This window comes from Agarivorans gilvus (genome assembly GCF_001420915.1).
GTDB lineage: Bacteria > Pseudomonadota > Gammaproteobacteria > Enterobacterales > Celerinatantimonadaceae > Agarivorans > Agarivorans gilvus.
Genome location: NZ_CP013021.1, coordinates 4072977 through 4094916 on the forward strand (window position 1 = coordinate 4072977; position 21940 = coordinate 4094916).

The window sequence follows — 21940 nt, forward strand, 5'->3', positions numbered from 1 at the left end:
TATGCATTAAAGTTAGTGATTAAGCTAAGGCTTTCGCTTCTTCTTTAGGCAGTACGATATTAAGAATAATCGCTAGAATACCGCATAGGCCAACTCCCTTAAGGGTAAACTCACCAATGCCTACCACCATGCCACCAATACCAAATACCAAGGTAACCGAGACAATCACCAAGTTACGGGGAATGGTTAAGTCTACTTGCTTACTGATTAAGGTATTTAAACCGATTGCGGCAATGGCACCAAATAGTAAACACATAATACCGCCCATCACCGGTACCGGAATAGACAACAATAGGGCACCGGTTTTACCGACAAAGGCCAAGGCTATAGCAAATACCGCTGCCCAGGTCATGATCACTGGGTTGTAAGTTTTTAGCAAACTTACCGCACCCGTTACTTCACCGTAACTCACCACTGGCGGCGCACCAAAGCTGGCTGCGGTCATGGTGGCTATGCCGTCGCCCAATAGCGAGCGGTGAATGCCAGGTTTTTCAACGAAGTTTTTACCGGTCACGTTAGAAATGGCAAGAATGTCGCCAAAGTGCTCAATGGTAACAATTAGACCAATGGGCGCAATGAACAAAATGGCCTGCCAATTAAATTCTGGAGTCACAAACTCGGGAATAGCAAACCAAGCTGCGTTAGCCACCGAGCTGAAATCAACTAAGCCAAAGAATAGGCTTAATACGTAACCAACTACCACACCACAAATAATCGGCATTAGCTTGAGCATGCCTTTGGCAAAAATAGATACCACAATGGTGGTAAACAGCGCTGCCAATGAAATCAGCAAGGCAATGTCTTGTTCTACTAATACCGCTGAGCCGTCACCGGTTTTACCCAAAGCCATGTTTACTGCAACCGGCGCCAAGCCTAAACCAATCACCATAATTACCGGGCCAACCACGACCGGTGGGAGAAAACGCTCAATCACTTTTACGCCACGTAGCTTGACTACGCCACTAATGATGATGAACATGAAACCGGCGGCCATTAAACCACTTAAGGTCGCGGGTAAGCCAAATTGTTGGGTTCCCAAAATAATTGGGCCAATGAAGGCGAACGAGCTACCTAAAAAAATCGGAATTTGACGCTTGGTACAAAACTGGAATATTAGCGTACCAATACCAGCACCCAATAGTGCTAGGTTGGGACTGATCCCGGTGAGTAGTGGAACTAAGGTCGTAGCGCCAAATGCCACCAATAGCATTTGTGCCCCGAGTAGTGGGGTGTTCATCTGTTTTATCTCCCTGTGAACAAAAAAATTCACTTAGTGTAATGGCAAGGGCTGGATAAAAAAATGATCAAAGTAGGGAGTCGATGAAAAAGGTTTGGTTTTATTATGGTTAGTCGATTTATTAGACCGCTTAGGCGAGTATAGTTAGGGATTAACATAATGAGGAGAACCTGTGGCTAAAGCAACTAAAAGCAAACCTTCTGAAGAAACCATCGCCAGTGCCGATGCCTTGGCCAAGGCTAACCAACGCCCTGGTCAAACTAAAGAGCAAACCAAGTTAATTTCGGCGGGGATCCAAAAGGGCATAGAGCAATACAAGAAACAGCAAAAAGCTAAGCAGCGCGAAGCTGATAAACTACGTAAGAAGCAGCGTCAGCCTGCGCGCGTTGAGCAGGCAAGCTCAGAGTTAGAAGCCGCGCCCAAAGTACAGTACTTGCCTTGGATCTTGTTGGTTTTATCTTGGCTGGGGTTTGTCGCTTATTGGTTTAGTCACTAGCGAGTAGGAATAAAACATGAAAGGCCAAAAGGTGCTGATTCGCCCGTATCTAACTGAAGATGCTAGCGCACATGCGCAGGCGGTACGAGAAACCGCCGAGCTGGGCGAGCGCTGGTTAGATTGGATGCAGGTGGATTACCCACTGGAAGAAAGCATGGCTTGGATCAACTTAAGTAAGGTCGCACTGGCAAAAAACTTGGCCTTTGATATGGGGATCTTTGCTGCTCGCGGCGGCGAGTTTCTCGGCGCCATTGCGATTAACCGAGTTGAATGGAACTATCGAGCGGCCAATTTGGGCTATTGGGTGAAAAGCAGTGCCAGCGGCCAAGGCATTGCAACAGAAGCCGTGCGCTTAATGGCAGATTATGCGTTTAATGCCTTACAGCTTAATCGTTTGGAGTTGGTGGTGGCAGAGCGTAATTTTGCCAGTCGGCGCGTGGCCGAGAAAGCCGGAGCGCAGTTTGAGTGTTTGGCTCGAGCGCGAGTTATCGACCTCGGTAAGCCCAGCCATGCGGCGGTCTATTCCTTGTTAACCGAAGATTGCGCCAAAGGCTTTTAAGCGGCTTAACTGCGGTTACGTTGATTAATGAACTTAAGCATGGACTTGCCTAGTAGCCAGGGAAGATCCTGATTCACCGCTTGATAGCCCAATTTGCTGGCCACTAAATTGGAAAACTGAGTCCAACCCACATTGGCTAAGCGCCAGGCAATGCTTTGCTGTTGTGAGGCATCGATAAACAAACGAACAATATTACTGAAGCTTGATGAATCAAGGCTGTCTAACCAAGAAAGGCGTAAATTCTCGCGGCTGCTTAAATCCAAATGCTGAATAAAGGTTTCGGTGAGACGGGTATTTACTGCTGTGGTGATACTCGACAGGGTGGGGTAGCAGCTGCGCAAGACTGGCTCGCTAATACCACAGTGATTGGCAATATTTTGCATTTCTATTTGCTGCCAATCACCGTCCAGTAAAAACCTCAATACTTGGTCGAGAATTTGCTCTTTTAGCTGGTGCTGCGCTAATGAACTTACTGATGTCATAGTTCGCTTCCTGCGAAATCAGCCCTTGATCCTTAACGGGCTAGTGGCGTTACAGAAATCGCTCAGGGAAGTCACTGATTACCATGTCTAGCCACGGTAACAAGGCGGTGATTTCTTTGGGCTCATTTACAGTGTATGTAGACAAGCGATAACCCGCCAGTTTGATTTGTTTGGCTTGCTCTACCGAAGTTTGTTGGTAGTCCACGTGGCAGGCCACAGCCTTAATATCTTGCAGCTGTTGTTGCCAGTTATTGGGGATTTCTTCATATAACTGTGCCAGCTTAAATTGCGGAGCCTGATGGTGCAAAAACAGCAGGCTTTGGTGGTCGAAGCTGGAAATGAGCAGATCGTCTAGTGGAAAATCACAATGCTCCACTTCTTTAAGCACCGCTTCAACCAATTGTTGGCGCGGTTGCTGGTGGTATTTGAGCTCTAGATTGAGTTTCAGCTTTAAGCTTTTCGCGTGGAGTAAATATTCGCGTAGGCTGGGCAGCGTCTGTCCGGCAAATTCTGGGGCAAACCAAGCGCCCACATCAAGAGTTTGTAATTCAGCCAGCGTGTGTTCAGCGGCTTTACCTTGACCATTACTACAACGTTCTAGAGTTTCGTCGTGAAATACGATGGCTTGGTGGTCTTTACTCAGAAAGGTATCAAACTCAACCCAATGTAAACCCAATTGTGCCGCGCGGTCTAAACCAGCGAGGCTGTTTTCTGGAGTGCTACCTGCAGCGCCGCGATGTCCAGCAATAATAAGCATGGTGATGATCCTTGACTAAAAATATAGCCGCGCCTCTGTGGTTGTGGCTTGATTAGATATTGGCTCATATTATGTCTGTTGATGCAGGCTTGCGCCACAATATTTACAGTAGTCGGCATCACTATCGTGACCGGCGCGTTCGCAATGAAAACAGCGGCGTAGTGAGTGTTCGCGGCGCAGCTCATTAACTAACTCTGCTCCTACGATACCGGTGGGCACGGTGATAATGGCAAAACCGGTTACCATCACCAATGCAGCTAATGCTTGGCCTAAGGGCGTTACGGGTGAAATGTCACCATAACCCACCGTGGTAATGGTAACGATGGCCCAATAAATACTCTTAGGAATGCTGGTAAAACCATTGGCTGGCCCTTCTATGGCATACATTAAGGCGCCATAAATGGTGGTGAGTAGCACCATGCAAAACAGAAAAACCAAAATTTTACGCCGCGCCAGTAGCAGTGAGCGCAATAATACATTGGCTTCACTGACATAACGCACCAGCTTTAATACCCGCAAAATTCTTAAGATCCGCAGTAAGCGAAACAATAACATCACTTGAGCGGCAGGGTAGAGCAGCGCCAAATAGGTGGGAAGAATCGCGAGTAAATCGACCACCCCATAAAAGCTTTTGGCATACTCTTTAGGTTGCGGAGAACAATATAAGCGGGCCAAGTACTCAATGGTAAAAAACACCGTAAAGATTAATTCGGTGGTAATAAACCATTGATGATAACGCTGGTCTAGTTGGCTCACCGAATTAAGAATGACCGCACTAACACTGGAGATAATGGCAATAATCAGTAATAAGTCGAAGCGTTTTCCGGCCGGGGTATTGTAGCCAAAAATAATTTCATAGAGTCGCTTTTGTAAGGCGTTTTGCTGCTTCGGCTGCTGTTCCACGGTTTCATCCCTGATTATCTAGACATTATAAGTATATAGCGATGTTAATCTTGCTAGCATTTGTTTTTGTTTTCTCTCATCAGAAAGTCCATTGCAAGGAAAGCGACGTCCCTTCCAACTAGTGGGGGGATGCTTCGTGGCGATTAACTGTCAGGCTCGTCTTTGCCCATGCGTTCGGCGAGGAAGCGGGCGCTAACACCGTGTAGTATTAAACTCAAGATAACTGTGCAGGTTACCGCTAGGGCAATAAATTTTGCACCGGGTAACTCGGCATCTAAGACAATGATGGTAAATACAATACTTGCTAGTCCTCGAGGGCCAAACCAGCCCATAAATAATCGATGCTTGGCTGGCACATCTGTTTTGCTAAAAGAGAGGTAGATAGGCAGCATCCGCACCACGCTTAGACTCAGCAAGGAGTAGACTACCATATTGGCTGAGAACAAGCCCAAGATGCGTCCCACCACCGCTGCTCCGAAAAGTATCCAGGTCAACATGGCGAGCAGCTCGGCGATGCTTTCGGTGGCGAGAACTAAGCGGTGAGTATGCCGGGAAACCAGATGACCAAACAGTAGCCCGCCGGTGAATGCCGCGATATAACCGCTGCCGTGTAGGGTTTGGGCTAAACCAAAGCTACATAGGGCGATAGCTCCTACCGTGAGTTGCCCCCATACCTCACTAAGCCATGCTATTTTGGCGCTCCAGTAGAGTAGTTTCGCACCGACATAGGCTAAAGACAGACCCACTAACATGCCGATGCCTAATTCTTCGGCAAATACCATGATGCCATGGCTGACACCTATCTCGGTATCGGCAGAGCTGGTTGCGATAGAAATCAACAGTAAAAGGATCGGAACGCAAAGGCCATCGTTTAGGCCACTTTCCACATTCAAACCCTCACGCACTGGAGCGGGAACCTTAGGGTTCGATATTACCGCCTTACCCAATGCCGCATCGGTCGCCGCTAGCATGGTGGCGAGAATCGCTGCTTCGATTACGGAGAGTACGTCGAATATGACTACTGCTAGCAGAAAACCAACAATAATTGCTCCTGGTAAGCCAAGCAGTAACATTCTTGCTGGATAAATCGCTTTTTCTTTTAATACTCTCAAGTTTGAGTGGGCAGCATCCGAAAATAAAATCAATGCTAGCGTTAGGTCGGCAAATGGTCTTAGGTCATTGCCTTCAATTGATCCGCTAATGATGCCAAAGCCTTTTTCACCCAGCAGCAAGCCTAAGCCGACATAAACGATAGGCCCAGATATGACCGAATTCTCAATGCGTTTAGCTACTAGGGTATAGAGAAAAACGATGCCAGCGAGAACGCTCATAACCGCGTAAACATGTTCTAGGTTCATCCTTGATTCCTTAAGCTAACAATGAATACGGGCTTAGGTTAACTGAAAACAGATAGTTGAGAGTATGCCTAGTGTTGGCTTGACACTGCTACATTTCGACTCTTTAAACCTAAGCACAATGCTGTTTAAAGATTATGCCAAGCTTTTGAGTTCATTACACTAACTAGCCTAATGTAGTCAGTGCTTTGGCGTAATTTGAGGTGACTTAACTCACCAAGCCTTATTGTTGAGAACGAGTACTCCCGTTTCAGCAAAGGTCTTGCAAGCCCGTTTATCACTCTCGCTAACAACGAATCAGGATATTGCAGAGTCAAATTTGGTGTGAGTGATTAATGGCTGAATCTTTCAATGTTTCTATTATTTAGAAATGTTGTCGCGAATTTATGCGATTTTTATTCTAATTAGATGTTGTTAATCTAGCCCTATAAAATTAGTTCATCAGTTTAAAGGTGCATGTCGTATGAAAAATGTTCTTATGCTTAAATCAAGTATTTTAGGTGGCTACTCTAGTTCGTCAGCGCTAATGGAGAAGCTTGAGCATGGTTATAAACAACAAGGTGCTACAATCACCAGCCGTGACTTAGCCGCAGAGCCGCTTCCAGTGTTAACTGGTGATATCGCGTTAGCCCTGCGTGGCAGTGATGACATGAGTGAACTGCAAAAACAAGCCGTGGCTTTGTCAGACCGCTTGATTGAAGAACTAAAAGCAGCCGATGTCTTAGTAATGGCTGCGCCTATGTACAATTTCTCTATTCCTACTCAGCTTAAGAACTGGATTGATATGGTGGCCCGTGCAGGGGTGACCTTCAAATACACAGAACAAGGTGCGGTAGGTCTTATTGAAAACACCAAAGCTGTTATCGTGACTACCCGTGGCGGTATTCACAAAGACAGCGCCAGCGATACGCAAATCCCTTACTTAAAGTTGGTACTTGGTTTCTTGGGTATCAATGAAGTTGAAGTGGTTTATGCGGAAGCCCTAAACATGGGTGAGCAGTTCGCTAAAGAGCAAATGGAACAGGCGCAAGAGCAAATTAGCAGCCTGATCTAATTAGCTTCGGTCTTGGCAATTCGCCAATACAAATTCCCTGAAACGTTGGTTGGCGCGTGATAGATAAGCATCACGTCGCCATGCCAAGCCAAGCTCTAAATAAAAAGGTGGATCAAAACTCAGTGAGTGCAGCGCATCCCCTGGCTGTAACACCATACTAAGCAAGGTACTAATCCCAAAATCCCGCGCTACTATCGATTTAATTAACGGTATTAAGTTGGTTTGAAATGATACCTGCGGCACCATTTGCTGTTCTCTACTGATTTGCTCGATCACCTTATGGTGAAAGTAGCCCTCTCTAAATAGCACCAGTTCATGTTCTAAAAATTCTCGATGGCTAATACTGTTTTGTTGGCTCAATGGATTGTCTTGGCTGCAGCAAGCCAATAGTTCGCCGGTATAAATGGGTTCGCAGACTAATTCTGCGGGTACATCGGTAGTGACCACGATCCCCAGATCTAATTCTCCATTAAGCAACTTTTGTCTGACCAACTCGGTGCCGGCATCAATCACTGACAAATTGAGTTGTGGATATTGGTTTTTAAAGGCCATCAACAGCGGTGGGAAAAAATATGAGCCCATCATGCTGGGAATACCAATGGTGACGGTGCCACTGTCTAGGCCCTTTAAAGACTGCATCGCCTGTTCGGTATCTTCGGCTTGCTTAAGCAGTTGAGTGGCATGCTGATACAGCACTTCACCTTCGGCACTTAGGCTGACTTTTCGTTCGTTACGTTGTAGTAGTTGAATCGACAGTTGTTGCTCTAGTTTTTTTATGGTGGCGCTAATCGCCGGTTGCGCAATACCTAGCTGTTTGGCTGCAGCGGTGAAGCTGCCCAATTGGGCGACGGCAACAAATTGACGTAGTTGGCGTAATTCCATGATTAGCCTTATCCATAAGCAGTAGTTATGGCTATGATAATAACAATATATTTTATTTATCGGTAGGGGAGGCTTAGCATCAAAGTATTACCACTGGCTTGAGTTTGTTATGCCGTATCAACAAAACAGTAAAGGCTTCTGGCGAGTCACCAGCGCTGTGTCTGCTGCTTCTTTAGTAACATTTTTTAATCTGTACTTGGTGCAACCCTTGTTGCCGGTCTTCGCTCAGGATTATCAACTATCGGCTCTGGGGGCTAGCGCCATGCTATCGGCGGCCATGTTAGGCATGGCGGTGGGTCTATTACTGCTTGCTTCGCTTTCTGATGCGCTAGGGCGGCGGAAAATATTATTGTTATCGATAGCCGTGGTGCCTAGCCTCAGTTTATTGATTGGTTTAGCCCATCCTAGTTCGTTTTATGCCTTGATTGGCTTGCGCTTTATCCAAGGCTTTTGTTTAGCTGGGGTTCCGGCGGTAGCTATTGCTTACTTAGCAGAGCAGCTAGATGCACGCGCCTTGGTTAAGGCGGTGGGCATTTTTATTGCGGCAAACTCCTTAGGCGGGATTGGCGGGCGTTTGTTAGGTGGTTGGAGTGCCGACTTACTGGGCTCGTGGCAGATGGCCTTTGTAGTAGTGGCACTATTAAGCTTGGTGATGGCGGGGTCGGTACTGATGTTGCTGCCGACTGAGCGTGCTACTTCGATACAGCCTTGGCGCTTATCGCAAAGTATGAGGCACTACCTTGGCCATTTGCGCAATCCTCAGTTAGTGTGCGCTTACTTGGTTGGAGGGATCGGTTTTGGGGTGTTTATTAATCAGTTTTCTTATCTAACTTTTATTTTGGCAGAGGCACCATACTCGCTGCCTGCCAGCTTAACCTCTCTGTTGTTTCTTAGTTACTTAGGCGGCACTTTTACTGCTAGTTCAAGCGGGCGAATTGCTCAGCGTTACGGCGGTAAGCGCTGCATCATATTGGGTTTACTGGTGATGAGCTTAGCCAGTTTGCTGAGCCTGGTGGACCACTTAGGCATGATCTTGTTAGCCATGGTGATTTCATCCATGGGCTTCTTTTTTAGCCATGCTCAAGCCAGTGCCTGGGTTAACCAACATGCCACTCAGGCGAAAGCGAGTGCTTCAGCGCTTTACACCATTACCTATTATATTGGTGCGGCCAGTGGTGGTGCCTTAATGCAGCCGTTTTATAGCGCTTGGGGCTGGGCTGGAATTGTGTTGTTTAGTTTGGTGGCCTTGTTGAGCGTTGCCTTGATTGCACAACGCTTTTTAAGCGAAGCCGACCCGCTGGCCAGCTTACCTACTATCTTGCCACGTTAAGCGGGCTTAGTTTTTTCGCGCTACGATGCTGTAAACCAAGGGCGAGTTGTAGTGTTCGTGTTCATAAACAAACTCGCCTTCGGCGCGTTGACTAAGGTCTTCAAAACAATCGTAGGGACTGTAGTCATATTCGTGAACTTGCTCAATGCTTAAGCCTGCTTTAATTAAAGCGTTAAGCACATCAGAAAGGGGGTGGCCCCAAGTGAGCATGGGACTTTCTTCATCCCCTTCAACTTCGGTGTAGCTGCCTTCTTCGTCAAGATCGGCTTGCTCGCGATGAAAATAACCATAACCGCTGAGCAAGTCATGCACCGGGTGAAACTCAACCAAGCATAACTGACCACCAGGCTTAAGGTTGGCCGCTACCACTTGTGCCCAACGCTCTATATCGGGCAGCCAGCAGAGTGCGCCATAAGAGGCAAACACCCAGTCGTGAATAGCTTGGCTTTGCTCGCCATAACCATAGACATCTTGGCAGATGAACTCAGCTTGAAGACCGGTTTTTTCCGCCAGTTGCTCAGCTTGTTTAATCGCTTCACTGGATAAGTCTACCGCGGTCACTTCGGCACCTAAGCGGGCCCAAGAGAGGCTGTCTAAGCCAAAATGACATTGTAAATGTAATAGCTTTTTGCCGCTTACATCACCCATGAGCTCCCGCTCGATGCTTTTTAGCGAACTGTTACCAGCCATAAAGCCGGCAACATCGTAAAACTCGGTATCTAAGTGCAGTGCAGCGCGCTTGTCCCAGGCTGCTTTATTGATTGCTAAATAATCCATGTGATCGTTTATCGTAAGGAAAGATAAGCAGAGTGTACTTGAGTTAGGTGGCGTAATGCGAGCCCAGTTTAGCTTTCATCACTTTGTTGGTTGAGTTGTTGGCGTAACATATCTTCTAGAGTGATTAAGCCTAAACATACTCCGCTAGGACCTGTGACCACGGCGACGGTATAAGGGTATTGCACAAATTGTTGAAATAGCTTCTCTAAGGGGGTGTCGGCCGCTACTTCTAATTGGTCTTTTTTCATGACTTGATGAACGCGTTTATTTAAGGTGAGTAAATCGCGCTGTTGCTCGCCCTCGGTATTGAGGTAGGGACTAATCGCGGCGTTTAGATCGCTTTGGTATAACACGCCAACACAATGGCTTTTCTCTATCACTAATATAAAGCGGTATTGCTTAGCTGCAAATTTTTCTGCAGCGCGTTTTAGTTGGTCGTCTAGGCCGAGTTTGGAAAAGTGGCGACGCATAATGTTTTTGGCATAGAGCTGGTCGCCCTGATGCAAGTGCTCTTTTAAGTGAGGATAATAGAGCGTGTCCTTTTGTAGTATTTGTCCCAGCGCTTGTGGTTTATCAAATAGGTAGCCTTGTAATTTATCGACTTTAAGTTTCGATAGTAGGTTTAGTTCTTGGGCGCTTTCTACTCCCTCAGCTACCACATTGCCGCCCATTTTGTGGGTCAGTTTGCATAACATATCGATCATTGCATATTCATGGGAGCCTTCGCTTAGGCCGGAGACAAAAGAGCGATCGATTTTCACGGTATTGACTGGTATTTGCCGCAGATAAGAAAACGAAGAATAGCCAGTACCAAAGTCGTCTAGAGCAATCGAAATTTGATGGGCTTTTAGTTTGTCTATCCATTTAGCATGGTAATAGGAATCATCAAAATAAGCTGATTCGGTAAGCTCAACGGTGATTAGGCTTAAGTCGACACAACTTTGTTTTAAAATGTCTAAGGTTTCTTCTAAGCAACAATGTGAGACGCTGTCGTTAGCTACAGAGCGGTTGAGTGACATGCCTAGCTGTGGCGAATCGAAGTGTTTTTGCAATAATGATAAATCTGCCAAGGCTTGTTGAGTGACAATGGCATCAATTTTATCTATCCACTTATACTCTTCCGCTATGTCGATCAGTTCTTGAATCCCATAGCTCATTTCGGTATCGAGTTTAATCCGGCACAGTGCTTCAAATTTAACAATTTTAAGCTGCTCTATATCCACAATCGGCTGGTAATATACGCTGACTTGGTTGGCAGCCAAAGCCTTTCTTAACAAGATGGCAAGGGTGGATTTTCGGCTGAAGCGTTTGGATAAGCGCCGATCAAAATAGTGTAGTGAAGAGCTATCGCCTTGGCTGTTGGCGATGAGTGATTGAGTGGCATGACTCAGCAGTTGTATGGGACTATTGGCGTCAACATGCAATACCGAAACGCCAGCATTAATGCTGGCTGAGAGCACGATGTCCTGTTCTTTGGTTTCGCCTTCTAAAGTATGCAAGCTTTGTTTGAGAACTTTTTCTATATCTTCTACCCGTTTGGGGGCCACCCAATAAGCGGCGAACATCTTGTTACTTAAAATGCCTAAATGACCGGGATGCTGAAGTTGGTTGAAGCGCTGCGCTACCAGCCATTGCAAAGTAATGCTGCTGAGTTTCTGCGCCAGCGACACATTGAATACCATGCAAATAATGGTTTGGTTTTTGCCTAATTGTTGATAATCAGCGTTGAGCTTTTTGGTAAAGGCATTTTTGTCAGGAACATGGATAGTTGTGCGTTGGTTGGGATCATCGGCGTCCCATAAGTCAGCATAACTGTCTAAGCGATGACTCGAAGAAACATAAACATGTTCGTGCTTGGGCAGGTCGATGCGTTGAATTGTTACCTCGTGGGTATAGACTTCAGCTTGTTTGCTTCTGGCTAGCAGTTCACCCGACCAAACCTTATGCTTATCAACATGCTGCCACAATTTTTGATAAAAGCTGTCGGTATAACGGCCACTCTTAAAAATAGCGGCGGGGCGACCAAGCAATTCATGCTCGGCATAACCGGTTTCCTGACACATCGCCCGATTAACTTTAATAATGCGATGGTTAGCATCGGCAATCATTAAACTTTCCATCGATTTTGCAAACAGGCTATTAAGAAACTCCAGTTCCTGTTGTTTGGTGAGAAAGGACTGCTTTAGTTCAATGCTACCTTTAAGGATCTTACCATTGGCACTGGCCGAATCGATGTTGATGTCTGCAATGTAACGATGTTGAAAGGCATTGAGAATGACAGTTTGGCTAAGCGCTTGGCCAGTTTGTATCACTTGCTTGATGTGTTTTTTTAGCAGCTGTAATTGTGGCTTTTCTAAAGTGGCAAACAGTTGCGATAGGGTCAATTGTGATTGCTTGGGGTAGCCAAGCAGGGTTAACAGTTGTTTGGGACATTCAAACTGGTTGCTTTCTAAATCAATAGACCAAGGCTGCACGGGGAAATCGCGCACTTGTTGAAAAGAAGACTCATCTTCAACCATGGGATTGGCCTTATTTCGTTTCATGCTACTAAAGAGCAAGCGGCTCTGGGCTTGCCTTTAGTATTAAATGATAAATCCAACATAAACAAACCTTAGCAAAGGCCGGTCGCTAGCAGCAAGTTTATTCGCTTAAAACTAGGTCGATACTGCGGGCTGCTTAGTTAGCTCTCAGACCGAGCTATTGGCCCCTGATTTTGTTGTGGCAAGGCCAAACTAATTAAGCTAGTGCCCAGCAACATAGCGAAGCTGACCCATAAACAGGCGCTAAGCCCTGCTTGCTGGAAAACCCAGCCAGAAAGCACGGTGCCGAGCAAACGTCCCATGGCATTAGCCATGTAATAGAAGCCCACATCCATGGATACACCCTCTTCGCTGGCATAACTCACCACTAAAAAGGAGTGCAATGAAGAGTTGATGGCAAACACAAAACCAAATAGCAATAAACCGATAATTAGGCTGTAGCTGAGTTGCCACTGCAGTTGAACTAAATAGGCTAGAATTACTGTAACCATACTCAGCAATAAAGCCCAGCCAACGGCGGCATTGCGTCCAGGAATGACTTTAGACTTACCACCGGTGATGGCCGGGGCAAGGGCTTGTACTATGCCATAAGCCACCACCCAGCAGGCCATAAAACCACCGGTTTGCAGGTGATCCCAATTTAGTTGGGCACTTAAAAACACCGGTAGGGCTACTACAAACCAGACATCGCGAGCGGCAAATAAAAAGAGCCGAGCGCTAGCTAGCACATTGATTTGTCGGCTTTTAGAAAACAACTGCGAAAACTTGGCTTTGGTTTTTGCTTTGCCTAAGTCTTTGGCCAGCAACTTTAAACTAAGCATTAATACTAGGGCTAATACGCCTGCCATGGCTAGCATCGACAACTGAAAGCCCAGCAGCTTGAGTAGCGCACCGCCTAGGAAAAAGCCAAAGCCTTTTAAGGCGTTCTTCGAGCCGGTTAATAGAGCGACCCACTTGTACAGGCTATGTTGTTGCTCAGACTGAACCAGCGCCTTGATAGAGCTCTTGGCGCTCATTTTATTTAAGTCTTTGGCTATGCCCGATAAAGCCTGAACGGCCATTACCAAGGGAATAGATAAATACTGGCTGGGTAGGCCAAGGGCCAACAAGGCCACTATTTGCATGGCCAAGCCGATGTTCATGGTGTGATTAAGACCAATTCTAGCCCCCAACCAGCCACCCAGCAGGTTGGTTACCACCCCAAAAAACTCATAAAACAAAAACAACATGGCAATGGCGAAAGCGCTATAACCAAGCTGATGGAAGTACAGCACCACGAGCATTCGCAGGGCACCGTCGGTAATGGTGAAATTCCAATAATTGAAGGTCACCAAAAGATATTGTTTTAAGCTAGTGGGGAGGCTATTGAACATGATTGAGCTAGTCCTTATCCGCTGCACCAACTAGGCGGATCAACTCACTGGTGCGAGTGGCGTAACCCATCTCATTGTCGTACCAAGCGTATAACTTAAGCATCCGTTTGCCTATCATCATGGTGGATAGAGCATCGATAATGCTAGAGCGTTGGTCGCCCTTGTAATCGATGGATACCAGTGGTTTTTCTTCATAACCAAGAATGCCTTTGAGTTCGTTCTCGCTGGCTTGCTTTAATAGCTGGTTGACTTCTTCGGCAGTGGTATCGCGCTCTAAGCTAAATACCATGTCGGTGAGAGAAGCATTGGCCAAGGGAACGCGCACCGCATGACCATTTAGTTTGCCGGTCAACTCTGGGAAAATCTCACAAATGGCTTTGGCGCTGCCAGTGGTGGTGGGAATTAACGACATACCACAGGCGCGAGCTCTACGTAGATCCTGATGTGGTGCATCGAGGATGGTTTGAGTATTGGTGAGGTCGTGAATGGTGGTCATGCAGCCTGAGGCTATGCCGAAATGTTGTTGAATTACCTTGATTACCGGCGCTAGGCAGTTGGTGGTGCATGAGGCGGCGGTAACAATGGCATGGCGACTTGGCTCAAAGATATGTTGATTGACCCCCACCACGATATTGGCAATATCGGGATCTTTAACCGGGGCGGAAACCACTACTCGTTTAACGCCTTGGGCTAAGTAGGGGCTAAGCAAGTCTTTGCTGCGGTGTACTCCGGTGGCTTCTAGCACTACATCACAGCCCGACCAGTCTAGCTGGCTTAAGTCGCCTTGTTGAAAGCAGGGAATGTGTTGTTGATTGATGAGCAGGCCATTAGCGTCATGTTGCACTTGATGCTGCCATCGTCCTTGCACCGAATCAAACTCCAGTAAGTGGGCGAGGGTTTTAGCATCTCCAGCCACATCGTTGATCATTACAAATTCTAAGTCTGGCCAATCGTAAGCCGCACGTAAGGCTAAACGGCCAATTCGGCCAAAACCATTAATACCTACTTTAATTGTCATGTTGGTGTTTCCTATTTAGCAAACTGCTGAATATATTGTTGTTGTACTGCTTGTGAGAAGGCATTGGGGCGAACGGCCTTAATTTTGCTGATAGCCTCATCCAGTTCAATACCAAGCGCCAACATGATGCGCGCCGCTAGCAGCCCAGTGCGTCCGCTGCCGCCTTTGCAGTGAATAGTTAAGTTCATACCGTTGTTCAGTAGTTGTAAGAAGCGAGGTAAAACACTTTGGAAACGCTCTTCCCAAGCTTCATCTGGCACGTTGTCATCTTCAATAGGCAGATGAAACCACTGCATGTCGTAGGTTACGGCATGTTTGGCTAACTCACTCAGTTGGTTTTCTGCCAGTTCTTCACTGGTCATTAAGGTGATTAGCGCAGGGCTATTTTTATGACAAAGCTCTTGTAAGGAGCTATACAGATCGGCGCCTTGGGTGCCAGGGCAAGGAGTCAGTAGTAGCTGCGCATTAGCGCTAACATCAACGGCATAAATAGGATGTGAAGACATAATGAACCTTAATTTTTAATGGCTAATTGATTTAGAAGCTACCTGCTGTCGTATTCGCGCAAGCGGCTGATTAATGTATCCGGGGTTGGCTAAACGTGTGGTCGAGAGCGTTTGAGCTACCCAGTCGGGCAATTCAGGGTTGAGGTGATAAAACACCTGTTGAGCCTGACGAGTGGTAGATAGTAATTGGCATTCACGCAACAAAGCTAAGTGGCGCGATATTTTCGGTTGGCTTTCGGCCAAGGCATGGCTGAGTTGATTCACGCTGAGGCGCTGCTCATCTTCGATCAGTAGCAAAATTTGCAAGCGAGTATTGTCGCTAAACTGCTTAAACACGTCGATGGGGGCAATGTTGAGCGCTGAACCGCTGGGCCGATTGTACTTAACAAACTCGGCTAGGCGTTGTTTTAAGTCGGCAAATGTTTTAGTGAATAAGTCCATGCCCGGCTGGGCAGCTGGATCGGCCAAATTCCAATGCAAAATGGCTGCACCGGTGGGTAACGAGGCGCATTCTTGTTTGGCGCTGTCACACAGGGTAATCACGAAATCAAAACTGACTTTGTTGGCCTCTGTCTGCTGCAATGTTTGCTCAAGTTGTTGAATACTTTTGCTGTATAGGCCTTGGCAAGATAGTCCCTGCTTGCTCAGCGTTTGTAGCGTTCTGGGGTCGATGGCTTTGGCTTGGGTGCCAGCGCTGTAGGCGGTGAAGTGCTGCCCATAGCATTGATTAACCAAGGCTTCTGCCAATTGTGAGCGAGCCGCATTGGCAGTACACAGAAATAAGATAGAAAACATGGTTGCCACATAATATGCGAAAAATCGCATATATGATATTTCGTATATTTTGGTTTAGCAATAACAAATAATTTAAATATCGAATAGCGGCAAGTCATCTAGGTCTTTGCTAGGGTTTAAGTGAGGGGTCATTGATGCAATGACAATATCTAACCAACCAGCAAGGAGTTTTTATGTTAGGTGAAGACCATTCTTTGGCTAATGAGTTTCCAGATTATCTAGATACAATTAAAAATTTAGTCAGTAATGACCCGGAATTTGCTAAGGAAACCAAGCGTTATAATGCCTTAGACAAAGAAATACGCGTATTAGAGTTACAGGGAGGGCCGATTGAAGATGAGGCTATGGTGCAATTAAAACTTCAACGGGCCGAGTTAAAGGATGCGCTCTACCAGCGTTTACAAGTAGAGCAGGACTCTTAGTCACGCTTAGCTAGAGTAGTGCTAAGGCTGCTTGATGCAGCCTTTAATGTGTTGCTTGCTGGGCTTTATGCTGGATTTTTTGTTGGTACATGTTTTTATCAGCATAAGATAGCAATTGCTCAATACTGTCGACTTGCTCTGGATACAGGGCGAAACCAATACTTAAAGACGCGACAATCGATTGCCCCTGCCAGTTGAGCACTTGTGATTCTACTTGTTGTTTTATTTTGCCTATGATGTGTTTAGCGCTTTCGCTGTTGTGGACATCTTTTAATAGCACGACAAATTCATCACCGCCAAAACGGGCCACCGTATCCGATTGGCGTACACTGGCTAACAGTTGATTAGACACGTGTTTAAGCAACTCGTCACCCGCGTTATGGCCAATTTGATCATTTACCTTCTTAAAGCCGTTGAGGTCGATGTTTAATAGTGCAAAACCGGGTTTGTTTTGATTTTTGTTGGTGAGTTCGTGGAGCTGATTCATGACAAAGCGGCGATTCGGTAGTTGGGTGAGCTCATCCACCAACGAGGCTTTATGAATTTGTTTATAATTAAGAAAATGCAGCACTAACAGCAAATAAACCGCAATTGTAACGACTAAACCAAGCACTAAACTGAGTTGTCGCGTGTTTTGGATGTGATTTAGTTCTGCAGTATCGAACTTGGCCGCCAATAACCAAGTGCCAGAGGGAAGGCGAATAATGTGCTCCAAATCCGGCTTAGTGAAAACAGCCGCCGAGCCGTAAAACACCTCTCCGGCTTGGCCGTTGTGCTGTTTACGTAAGGCGACATCTAAACCGCTTAAGCCTTCTAGGCCACTGCCTTTGAGCATCTTGTTGTAGTCCATGACCACGCTAACGGTACCCCAGTAGTGCTGGTTTTTCGGCGCGTCTGAAAAAATGGGGTAGCGAGCAATTAGGCCTAGCCCTCCTTGCACCAAGTTGACGGGCCCATCGATATAAACATCCATTAACTCACGAGCCTTGTTAACACCAATTAGTTGTTTGGGTTGGGTTCTAAAGTCTAAACCTATAGCCCCTTCGTTACCTTCTAAGGGATAAACTTTGCTAATAATATTGTTGGGTGCAATGCCGATACTGCGCACAAATTGTGCTTTGTTGAGTAATTTTTGGGCGATGGTTTTCCAATGACTGGAGGCTAAATCTTGGTCGAGAGTCACCACTGTAGCTAGGCTGTCGGCGAGATAGGTATCTTGAAAAATAATCGCTTCGAGGTTAGCGCGGGTAATGGCGAGGTTTCTACCTAACTCTGCCTCCACTTTTTGGACTTCGTTACCCACAAAAAACTGACTAACTAACTGAATAGACAATGCGGCCAAAACAAAATAAAGCATCGATGAGAGTGCAAACATCAAGTTTGCTTTTTGTTGTAAGCCTTTAAACACTAAGCGCTACTTCCATTAAATCGCGACTGATGAACATTAGGGGTGGAGTGATAAGTGTAACGGCCTATCCCTATTTTTTGTAGGTTAATATTTATAATTTATTGATTCAGCGATGAAAGTATTTCATTTTTGTGCTTTGGGTTTTGTTTATCAGGACGCTTGGTTATATTGAGGCTTTGAATGAACAGAGACTGAAAATGGCAAAGAAATACTATGTTGTGTGGCAAGGGCGAGAAACGGGAATTTATCAAGATTGGCCTAGCTGCAAACGTCAAGTGGATAAATTTGCCGGTGCTCGTTATAAGTCTTTTGCTAGTTTAGCCGAAGCGGAGGCGGCTTTTGGCGCGAAGGCGAGCAGTAGACCAAAAGCGGCGCCAGCAGCTAAACGGCCAAGGGCGGCAGGCTTGAAAACCTATCAAGCCGACGAAATTGCCAAATTGGCGGCCGAGGTTAAGATCTACACCGACGGTGGTTGTGAGCCTAATCCTGGAGAAGCCGGTTCCGGCTTAGCCTTATATCGAAATGAGCGCTTAGCCGGCCTATGGTATGGCTTGTATCATCCGCGAGGCACCAATAATAGCGCCGAACTGAATGCGCTTAATCAGGCCCTGATTCTGGCTCAGCAGGAGTTGGATAAGGGCTTGCGGGTGGTGATTTTATGCGACTCGCAATATGCCATTCAGTGTTTGACCCAGTGGGCGGATAGTTGGCAGAAAAAAGGCTGGAAGAAGCCTAGTGGAGAGATTAAAAACTTGGCTTTGATTCAACAAATGTATGCCCGCTACCAACTGTTGAAGGCACGTTTACCCATTTTACATGTAAACGGGCATGTTGGTTTGGAAGGTAATGAGCTGGCCGATAGAATGTCAATTTTGGCCATTTCAGAGAAACAGACTGAGTTTCGAGCCTATCCCGAACTCAGTGATATTAAGGCCTTGCTGGCCTTAAGGGCGGGTTAGCGCTGGTGCAGAAGTATAGCCGAAGCTAGCCATCACAAATCCCGCCGGAATGTAGGCTTTTCAGTTGCCGATTTGTTGGGGGCTAGCTGGCGAGTAATAAGCTAGCTAGTTCTCAACCTGAAGTGGGCAGTGCGAAGTGAAAATGTGGTGTCACCAGATAAGCCCAAATTTGGGCCGCCGTGCACTATAATTGGGCGTGGTTATTGTCTCGGTCTAGAAAATCCCCCAAATTTTGATAAAAATCCGTCAATTTCTACTCCTTTAGGAATAGGTTTTTTACGCTTTTTTATTGGTTTAGCTCTTGCAAAGTATTCCTCATATAAGGCGAGCGAAATAGCGACTCGTTAATGATAATGCCGAGGAGTGTACGACGTGTCTCAACAACAATGGATTAAAACCACCTGCCCTTATTGCGGGACTGGCTGTGGAGTTGAAGCTAAGCTTAATGGCAATGCCAAGGTCGAAGTGAGAGGCGACAGCAGTCATCCCGCCAACCTCGGCTTGTTGTGCTCAAAAGGGGCTGCGTTAGGCGACACCTTAAGCAATGAGGGGCGCTTACGTTATGCGCTGGTAAAAGGCCACCAAGAGCCTTTAGATAAGGCCTTGAGTTATGTGGCTTCACGCTTAAGCCAAACCTTGGGTGAGCATGGCCCCGATTCGGTGGCGTTTTATGTTTCTGGGCAACTACTCACCGAAGATTATTATGTCGCCAATAAGTTGATTAAAGGCTTTTTGGGCAGCGCCAATATCGATTCAAACTCACGTTTGTGTATGTCTTCGGCGGTGGCTGGGCACAAACGCGCTTTTGGTGAAGACGTAGTGCCGGGGAGTTACGAGGATTTAGAGCATGCTGAATTAGTGACCTTGGTAGGCTCTAATTTGGCGTGGTGTCACCCGATAGTGTATCAACGTTTAAAGCGCGCCAAACTGGCTAACCCAAAACTCAAAGTAGTGGTGATTGACCCACGACGTACCGATAGCTGTGATATTGCTGATTTACATTTAGCGGTGAATGGTGGCACTGATGTGGCCTTGTTTAATGGTTTATTCGCTTATTTAAGTGAGCATGGAAAGCTAGACCAGCGCTATTTACAACAACATACCGAAGGCTTTGAGCCTGCCTTGGCGGCGGCCAAACAAGACGCTGCTCAGTTAAGCCAGCTGGCAGAACAGTGTGGGATTGAGCCAGAAGCCTTGTTGCGTTTTTATCAGATGTTTGCCGATACAGAGCGTTGTGTCAGCGTATTTAGCCAAGGCGTAAACCAAAGCGCTCAAGGTGTAGACAAAGTTAATGCCATTATTAATTGTCACTTAGCCACAGGCAAAATCGGTAAGTTAGGCGCTAGCGCGTTTTCGATTACCGGTCAGCCAAATGCGATGGGGGGGCGAGAAGTGGGAGCCTTAGCTAATTTATTGGCAGGCCATTTAGATTATCAGCCAGAGCATTTAGCGGCCTTAGAAGCATTTTGGAATAGCCCTAACTTGGCACGTCGCCCTGGGGTTAAGGCCGTTGATATGTTCGCTAAAGTTGCCAGTGGTGAGATCAAGGCTATTTGGATCATGGGAACAAATCCAGCGGTGAGTTTGCCTGAGTCTGCCAAGGTGAGAGAAGCTTTATTAGCTTGCCCCTTGGTGGTGGTTTCTGACTGTATTGCCCAAACCGATACCACTCGTTACGCCGATGTACTGCTACCCGCTGCAGGTTGGGGGGAGCGTGATGGTATGGTCACTAATTCGGAACGGATGCTGTCTCGACAACGGGCCTTTATCGCTCCACAGGGAGATACGAAGCCAGATTGGTATTTGCTTAGCCAAGTGGCTAAAAAGATGGGTTTTGCAGAGGCTTTTGCTTATCAGTCTTCGGCAGAGATTTTTAGCGAGCATGCCGCCTTATCGGGTTTGCTCGCCGACGCCAAGCAGCGTAAATTTGATATTAGCGCTCTTAGTGGGCTATCGAAAGCCAATTATGATGCTTTGTTGCCTCAGCGCTGGCCAGTAAACGGACAGGCTCAAGATACGCGAAGCCTGTTTAGTGATGGGCAGTTCTGCACAGCCTCGGGTAAGGCTCAGTTGATCGCGGTGAATTACCAAGCCAGCGCTTCTAGCTGTAGCGGTGATTATCCCTTGTTACTGAATACCGGGCGAGTGCGCGATCACTGGCATACCATGACGCGTACTGGTTTGGCCGCCAAGTTAAGCAGTCATATTAGTGAACCGATGTTAGAGATTAACCCAGCGGATGCCGCTAGTTATGGTTTAGCTGATGGTGAGCTGGTGGTCGTTAACAGCCAACAAGGCGAATTGAGAGTTAGGCTTAAGCTAGACAGTGGCCAAAAGCGCGGACACTTATTCATGCCAATCCACTGGAGTAAGCAGTTTTCCAGCGATGGCGTGGTTAGCCAACTGGTGAATAACATAGTTGATCCTATTTCAGGCCAACCTGAGTCTAAATATACCGCCGTCAATTTGCGGCCTTGGGACTATGCCAGCGAAGCGGTATTACTTAGCGCAAGCGCTTTGTCTTTGTCGCAATGTCAGGCCTTACCGGCTAAATATTGGGTTAAGCAGAAGCTGGACGACGGCTTTATCTATCGTTTGGCTGACAAGCAAAGTCCTCAAGCTTTAGCCGCGGCACTAAAGGCTTTTTTGTTACAACAAGGTCAATGGCAGAGTATTGATTTTGCCGATCCTATCAAGCAGCAGTATCGCTCGGCCTTGGTGGTGGCTGGAGAGCTATTTGCTAGCTACATGGTGACAGCGAAGGGCGAGATTAACTCGTCAGCTTGGTTGGAGTCACTATTGCAACAGCCGATGTCTGATAATATTCGTCGTGGCGTATTGGCAGGCACCAGTCCCGCTGCCGATCTAGGAAAAATAGTATGTTCGTGCCATCAGGTGAGAGAGCAAACTATTCGTGATGTTATTGACCAGCACGATTGCAGCAGTGCAGAACAAGTAGGTAGTTACTGTAAGGCGGGAACCAACTGCGGTTCTTGTGTTCCGGAGTTGAAGAGAATGATAAAACTTAGCCAGGTTTCTTAGGGTTGGTATATTTTATGCTTATTTCACATCTAGAAATAAGTTGTA

The 21940-nt window shown here is 46.6% G+C and carries 20 protein-coding genes; 7 read left to right on the forward strand and 13 right to left on the reverse strand.

Going from position 1 to position 21940, the window contains the following annotated elements:
* Positions 1–19 precede the first annotated feature (19 nt).
* The gene (locus AR383_RS19435) at positions 20–1246 is read right to left on the reverse strand and encodes a uracil-xanthine permease family protein (protein ID WP_198150266.1); all 1227 of its coding nucleotides are present in this window, start codon (positions 1244–1246) and stop codon (positions 20–22) included.
* Between the two features lie 163 nt (positions 1247–1409).
* Here AR383_RS19435 and AR383_RS19440 point away from each other — a divergent pair, with 163 nt between their 5' ends.
* Complete coding sequence (locus tag AR383_RS19440) at positions 1410–1733, forward strand: DUF2956 family protein (RefSeq protein ID WP_055734624.1); 324 nt, start codon at positions 1410–1412, stop codon at positions 1731–1733.
* Between the two features lie 16 nt (positions 1734–1749).
* Positions 1750–2292: a GNAT family N-acetyltransferase gene (locus AR383_RS19445; RefSeq protein ID WP_055734625.1), complete on the forward strand. Its 543-nt coding sequence runs from the start codon at positions 1750–1752 to the stop codon at positions 2290–2292.
* Positions 2293–2297: 5 nt separating this feature from the next.
* Here AR383_RS19445 and AR383_RS19450 read toward each other — a convergent pair whose 3' ends face one another.
* From AR383_RS19450 to AR383_RS19465, 4 genes are all read right to left on the reverse strand, one after another.
* A complete protein-coding gene (locus AR383_RS19450; RefSeq protein WP_055734626.1) occupies positions 2298–2774 on the reverse strand; it encodes a hypothetical protein in 477 nt (158 codons plus the stop codon).
* A gap of 49 nt (positions 2775–2823) precedes the next feature.
* Positions 2824–3531, reverse strand: a complete 708-nt coding sequence (locus AR383_RS19455; protein WP_055734627.1) for a glycerophosphodiester phosphodiesterase family protein — start codon at positions 3529–3531, stop codon at positions 2824–2826.
* Positions 3532–3600: 69 nt separating this feature from the next.
* The gene (locus AR383_RS19460) at positions 3601–4434 is read right to left on the reverse strand and encodes an ion transporter (RefSeq protein WP_055734628.1); all 834 of its coding nucleotides are present in this window, start codon (positions 4432–4434) and stop codon (positions 3601–3603) included.
* A 143-nt stretch (positions 4435–4577) separates the two neighbouring features.
* The gene (locus AR383_RS19465) at positions 4578–5792 is read right to left on the reverse strand and encodes a cation:proton antiporter (RefSeq protein ID WP_055734629.1); all 1215 of its coding nucleotides are present in this window, start codon (positions 5790–5792) and stop codon (positions 4578–4580) included.
* A gap of 460 nt (positions 5793–6252) precedes the next feature.
* Here AR383_RS19465 and AR383_RS19470 point away from each other — a divergent pair, with 460 nt between their 5' ends.
* The gene (locus AR383_RS19470; protein WP_055734630.1) at positions 6253–6843 is read left to right on the forward strand and encodes an FMN-dependent NADH-azoreductase; all 591 of its coding nucleotides are present in this window, start codon (positions 6253–6255) and stop codon (positions 6841–6843) included.
* Here the strand turns inward: AR383_RS19470 and AR383_RS19475 are convergent, their stop codons facing one another.
* Positions 6844–7725 carry a LysR family transcriptional regulator gene (locus AR383_RS19475; RefSeq protein ID WP_055734631.1) on the reverse strand — a complete coding sequence of 294 codons (882 nt, stop codon included), beginning with the start codon at positions 7723–7725 and terminating at the stop codon, positions 6844–6846. It abuts the gene before it with no gap.
* Positions 7726–7834: 109 nt separating this feature from the next.
* On the opposite strand from AR383_RS19475, the gene AR383_RS19480 reads away from it, so the two are divergent.
* Positions 7835–9055, forward strand: a complete 1221-nt coding sequence (locus tag AR383_RS19480) for an MFS transporter (RefSeq protein ID WP_055734632.1) — start codon at positions 7835–7837, stop codon at positions 9053–9055.
* A gap of 6 nt (positions 9056–9061) precedes the next feature.
* Here AR383_RS19480 and AR383_RS19485 read toward each other — a convergent pair whose 3' ends face one another.
* The 6 genes from AR383_RS19485 to AR383_RS19510 all read right to left on the reverse strand — a co-directional run bounded on the left by AR383_RS19485 (position 9062) and on the right by AR383_RS19510 (position 16094).
* Positions 9062–9832 carry a class I SAM-dependent methyltransferase gene (locus AR383_RS19485; RefSeq protein ID WP_055734633.1) on the reverse strand — a complete coding sequence of 257 codons (771 nt, stop codon included), beginning with the start codon at positions 9830–9832 and terminating at the stop codon, positions 9062–9064.
* 68 nt (positions 9833–9900) lie between these two features.
* The gene (locus tag AR383_RS19490) at positions 9901–12375 is read right to left on the reverse strand and encodes an EAL domain-containing protein (protein WP_055734634.1); all 2475 of its coding nucleotides are present in this window, start codon (positions 12373–12375) and stop codon (positions 9901–9903) included.
* A gap of 137 nt (positions 12376–12512) precedes the next feature.
* Complete coding sequence (arsJ, locus tag AR383_RS19495) at positions 12513–13745, reverse strand: organoarsenical effux MFS transporter ArsJ (RefSeq protein ID WP_055734635.1); 1233 nt, start codon at positions 13743–13745, stop codon at positions 12513–12515.
* A 7-nt stretch (positions 13746–13752) separates the two neighbouring features.
* A complete protein-coding gene (locus tag AR383_RS19500) occupies positions 13753–14763 on the reverse strand; it encodes an ArsJ-associated glyceraldehyde-3-phosphate dehydrogenase (protein ID WP_055734636.1) in 1011 nt (336 codons plus the stop codon).
* Positions 14764–14774: 11 nt separating this feature from the next.
* Positions 14775–15269 (reverse strand): phosphatase domain-containing putative toxin, encoded by a 495-nt coding sequence (locus AR383_RS19505; RefSeq protein ID WP_055734637.1) that lies wholly within the window; start codon positions 15267–15269, stop codon positions 14775–14777.
* A 15-nt stretch (positions 15270–15284) separates the two neighbouring features.
* A complete protein-coding gene (locus AR383_RS19510; RefSeq protein WP_083481705.1) occupies positions 15285–16094 on the reverse strand; it encodes a metalloregulator ArsR/SmtB family transcription factor in 810 nt (269 codons plus the stop codon).
* Positions 16095–16237: 143 nt separating this feature from the next.
* Here AR383_RS19510 and AR383_RS19515 point away from each other — a divergent pair, with 143 nt between their 5' ends.
* Entirely contained in the window at positions 16238–16486 is a 249-nt protein-coding gene (locus tag AR383_RS19515) for an HP1242/YdcH family protein (RefSeq protein ID WP_055734639.1), read from the forward strand.
* A 43-nt stretch (positions 16487–16529) separates the two neighbouring features.
* Here the strand turns inward: AR383_RS19515 and AR383_RS19520 are convergent, their stop codons facing one another.
* On the reverse strand, positions 16530–17861 hold the full coding sequence (locus AR383_RS19520; RefSeq protein ID WP_157051802.1) for a diguanylate cyclase domain-containing protein: 1332 nt from the start codon (positions 17859–17861) through the stop codon (positions 16530–16532).
* A 230-nt stretch (positions 17862–18091) separates the two neighbouring features.
* On the opposite strand from AR383_RS19520, the gene AR383_RS19525 reads away from it, so the two are divergent.
* Together AR383_RS19525 and AR383_RS19530 are read left to right on the forward strand one after the other, a co-directional pair.
* Complete coding sequence (locus tag AR383_RS19525; protein ID WP_055734641.1) at positions 18092–18853, forward strand: ribonuclease H family protein; 762 nt, start codon at positions 18092–18094, stop codon at positions 18851–18853.
* A gap of 372 nt (positions 18854–19225) precedes the next feature.
* Positions 19226–21895: a nitrate reductase gene (locus tag AR383_RS19530; RefSeq protein WP_083481706.1), complete on the forward strand. Its 2670-nt coding sequence runs from the start codon at positions 19226–19228 to the stop codon at positions 21893–21895.
* Positions 21896–21940 lie beyond the last annotated feature (45 nt).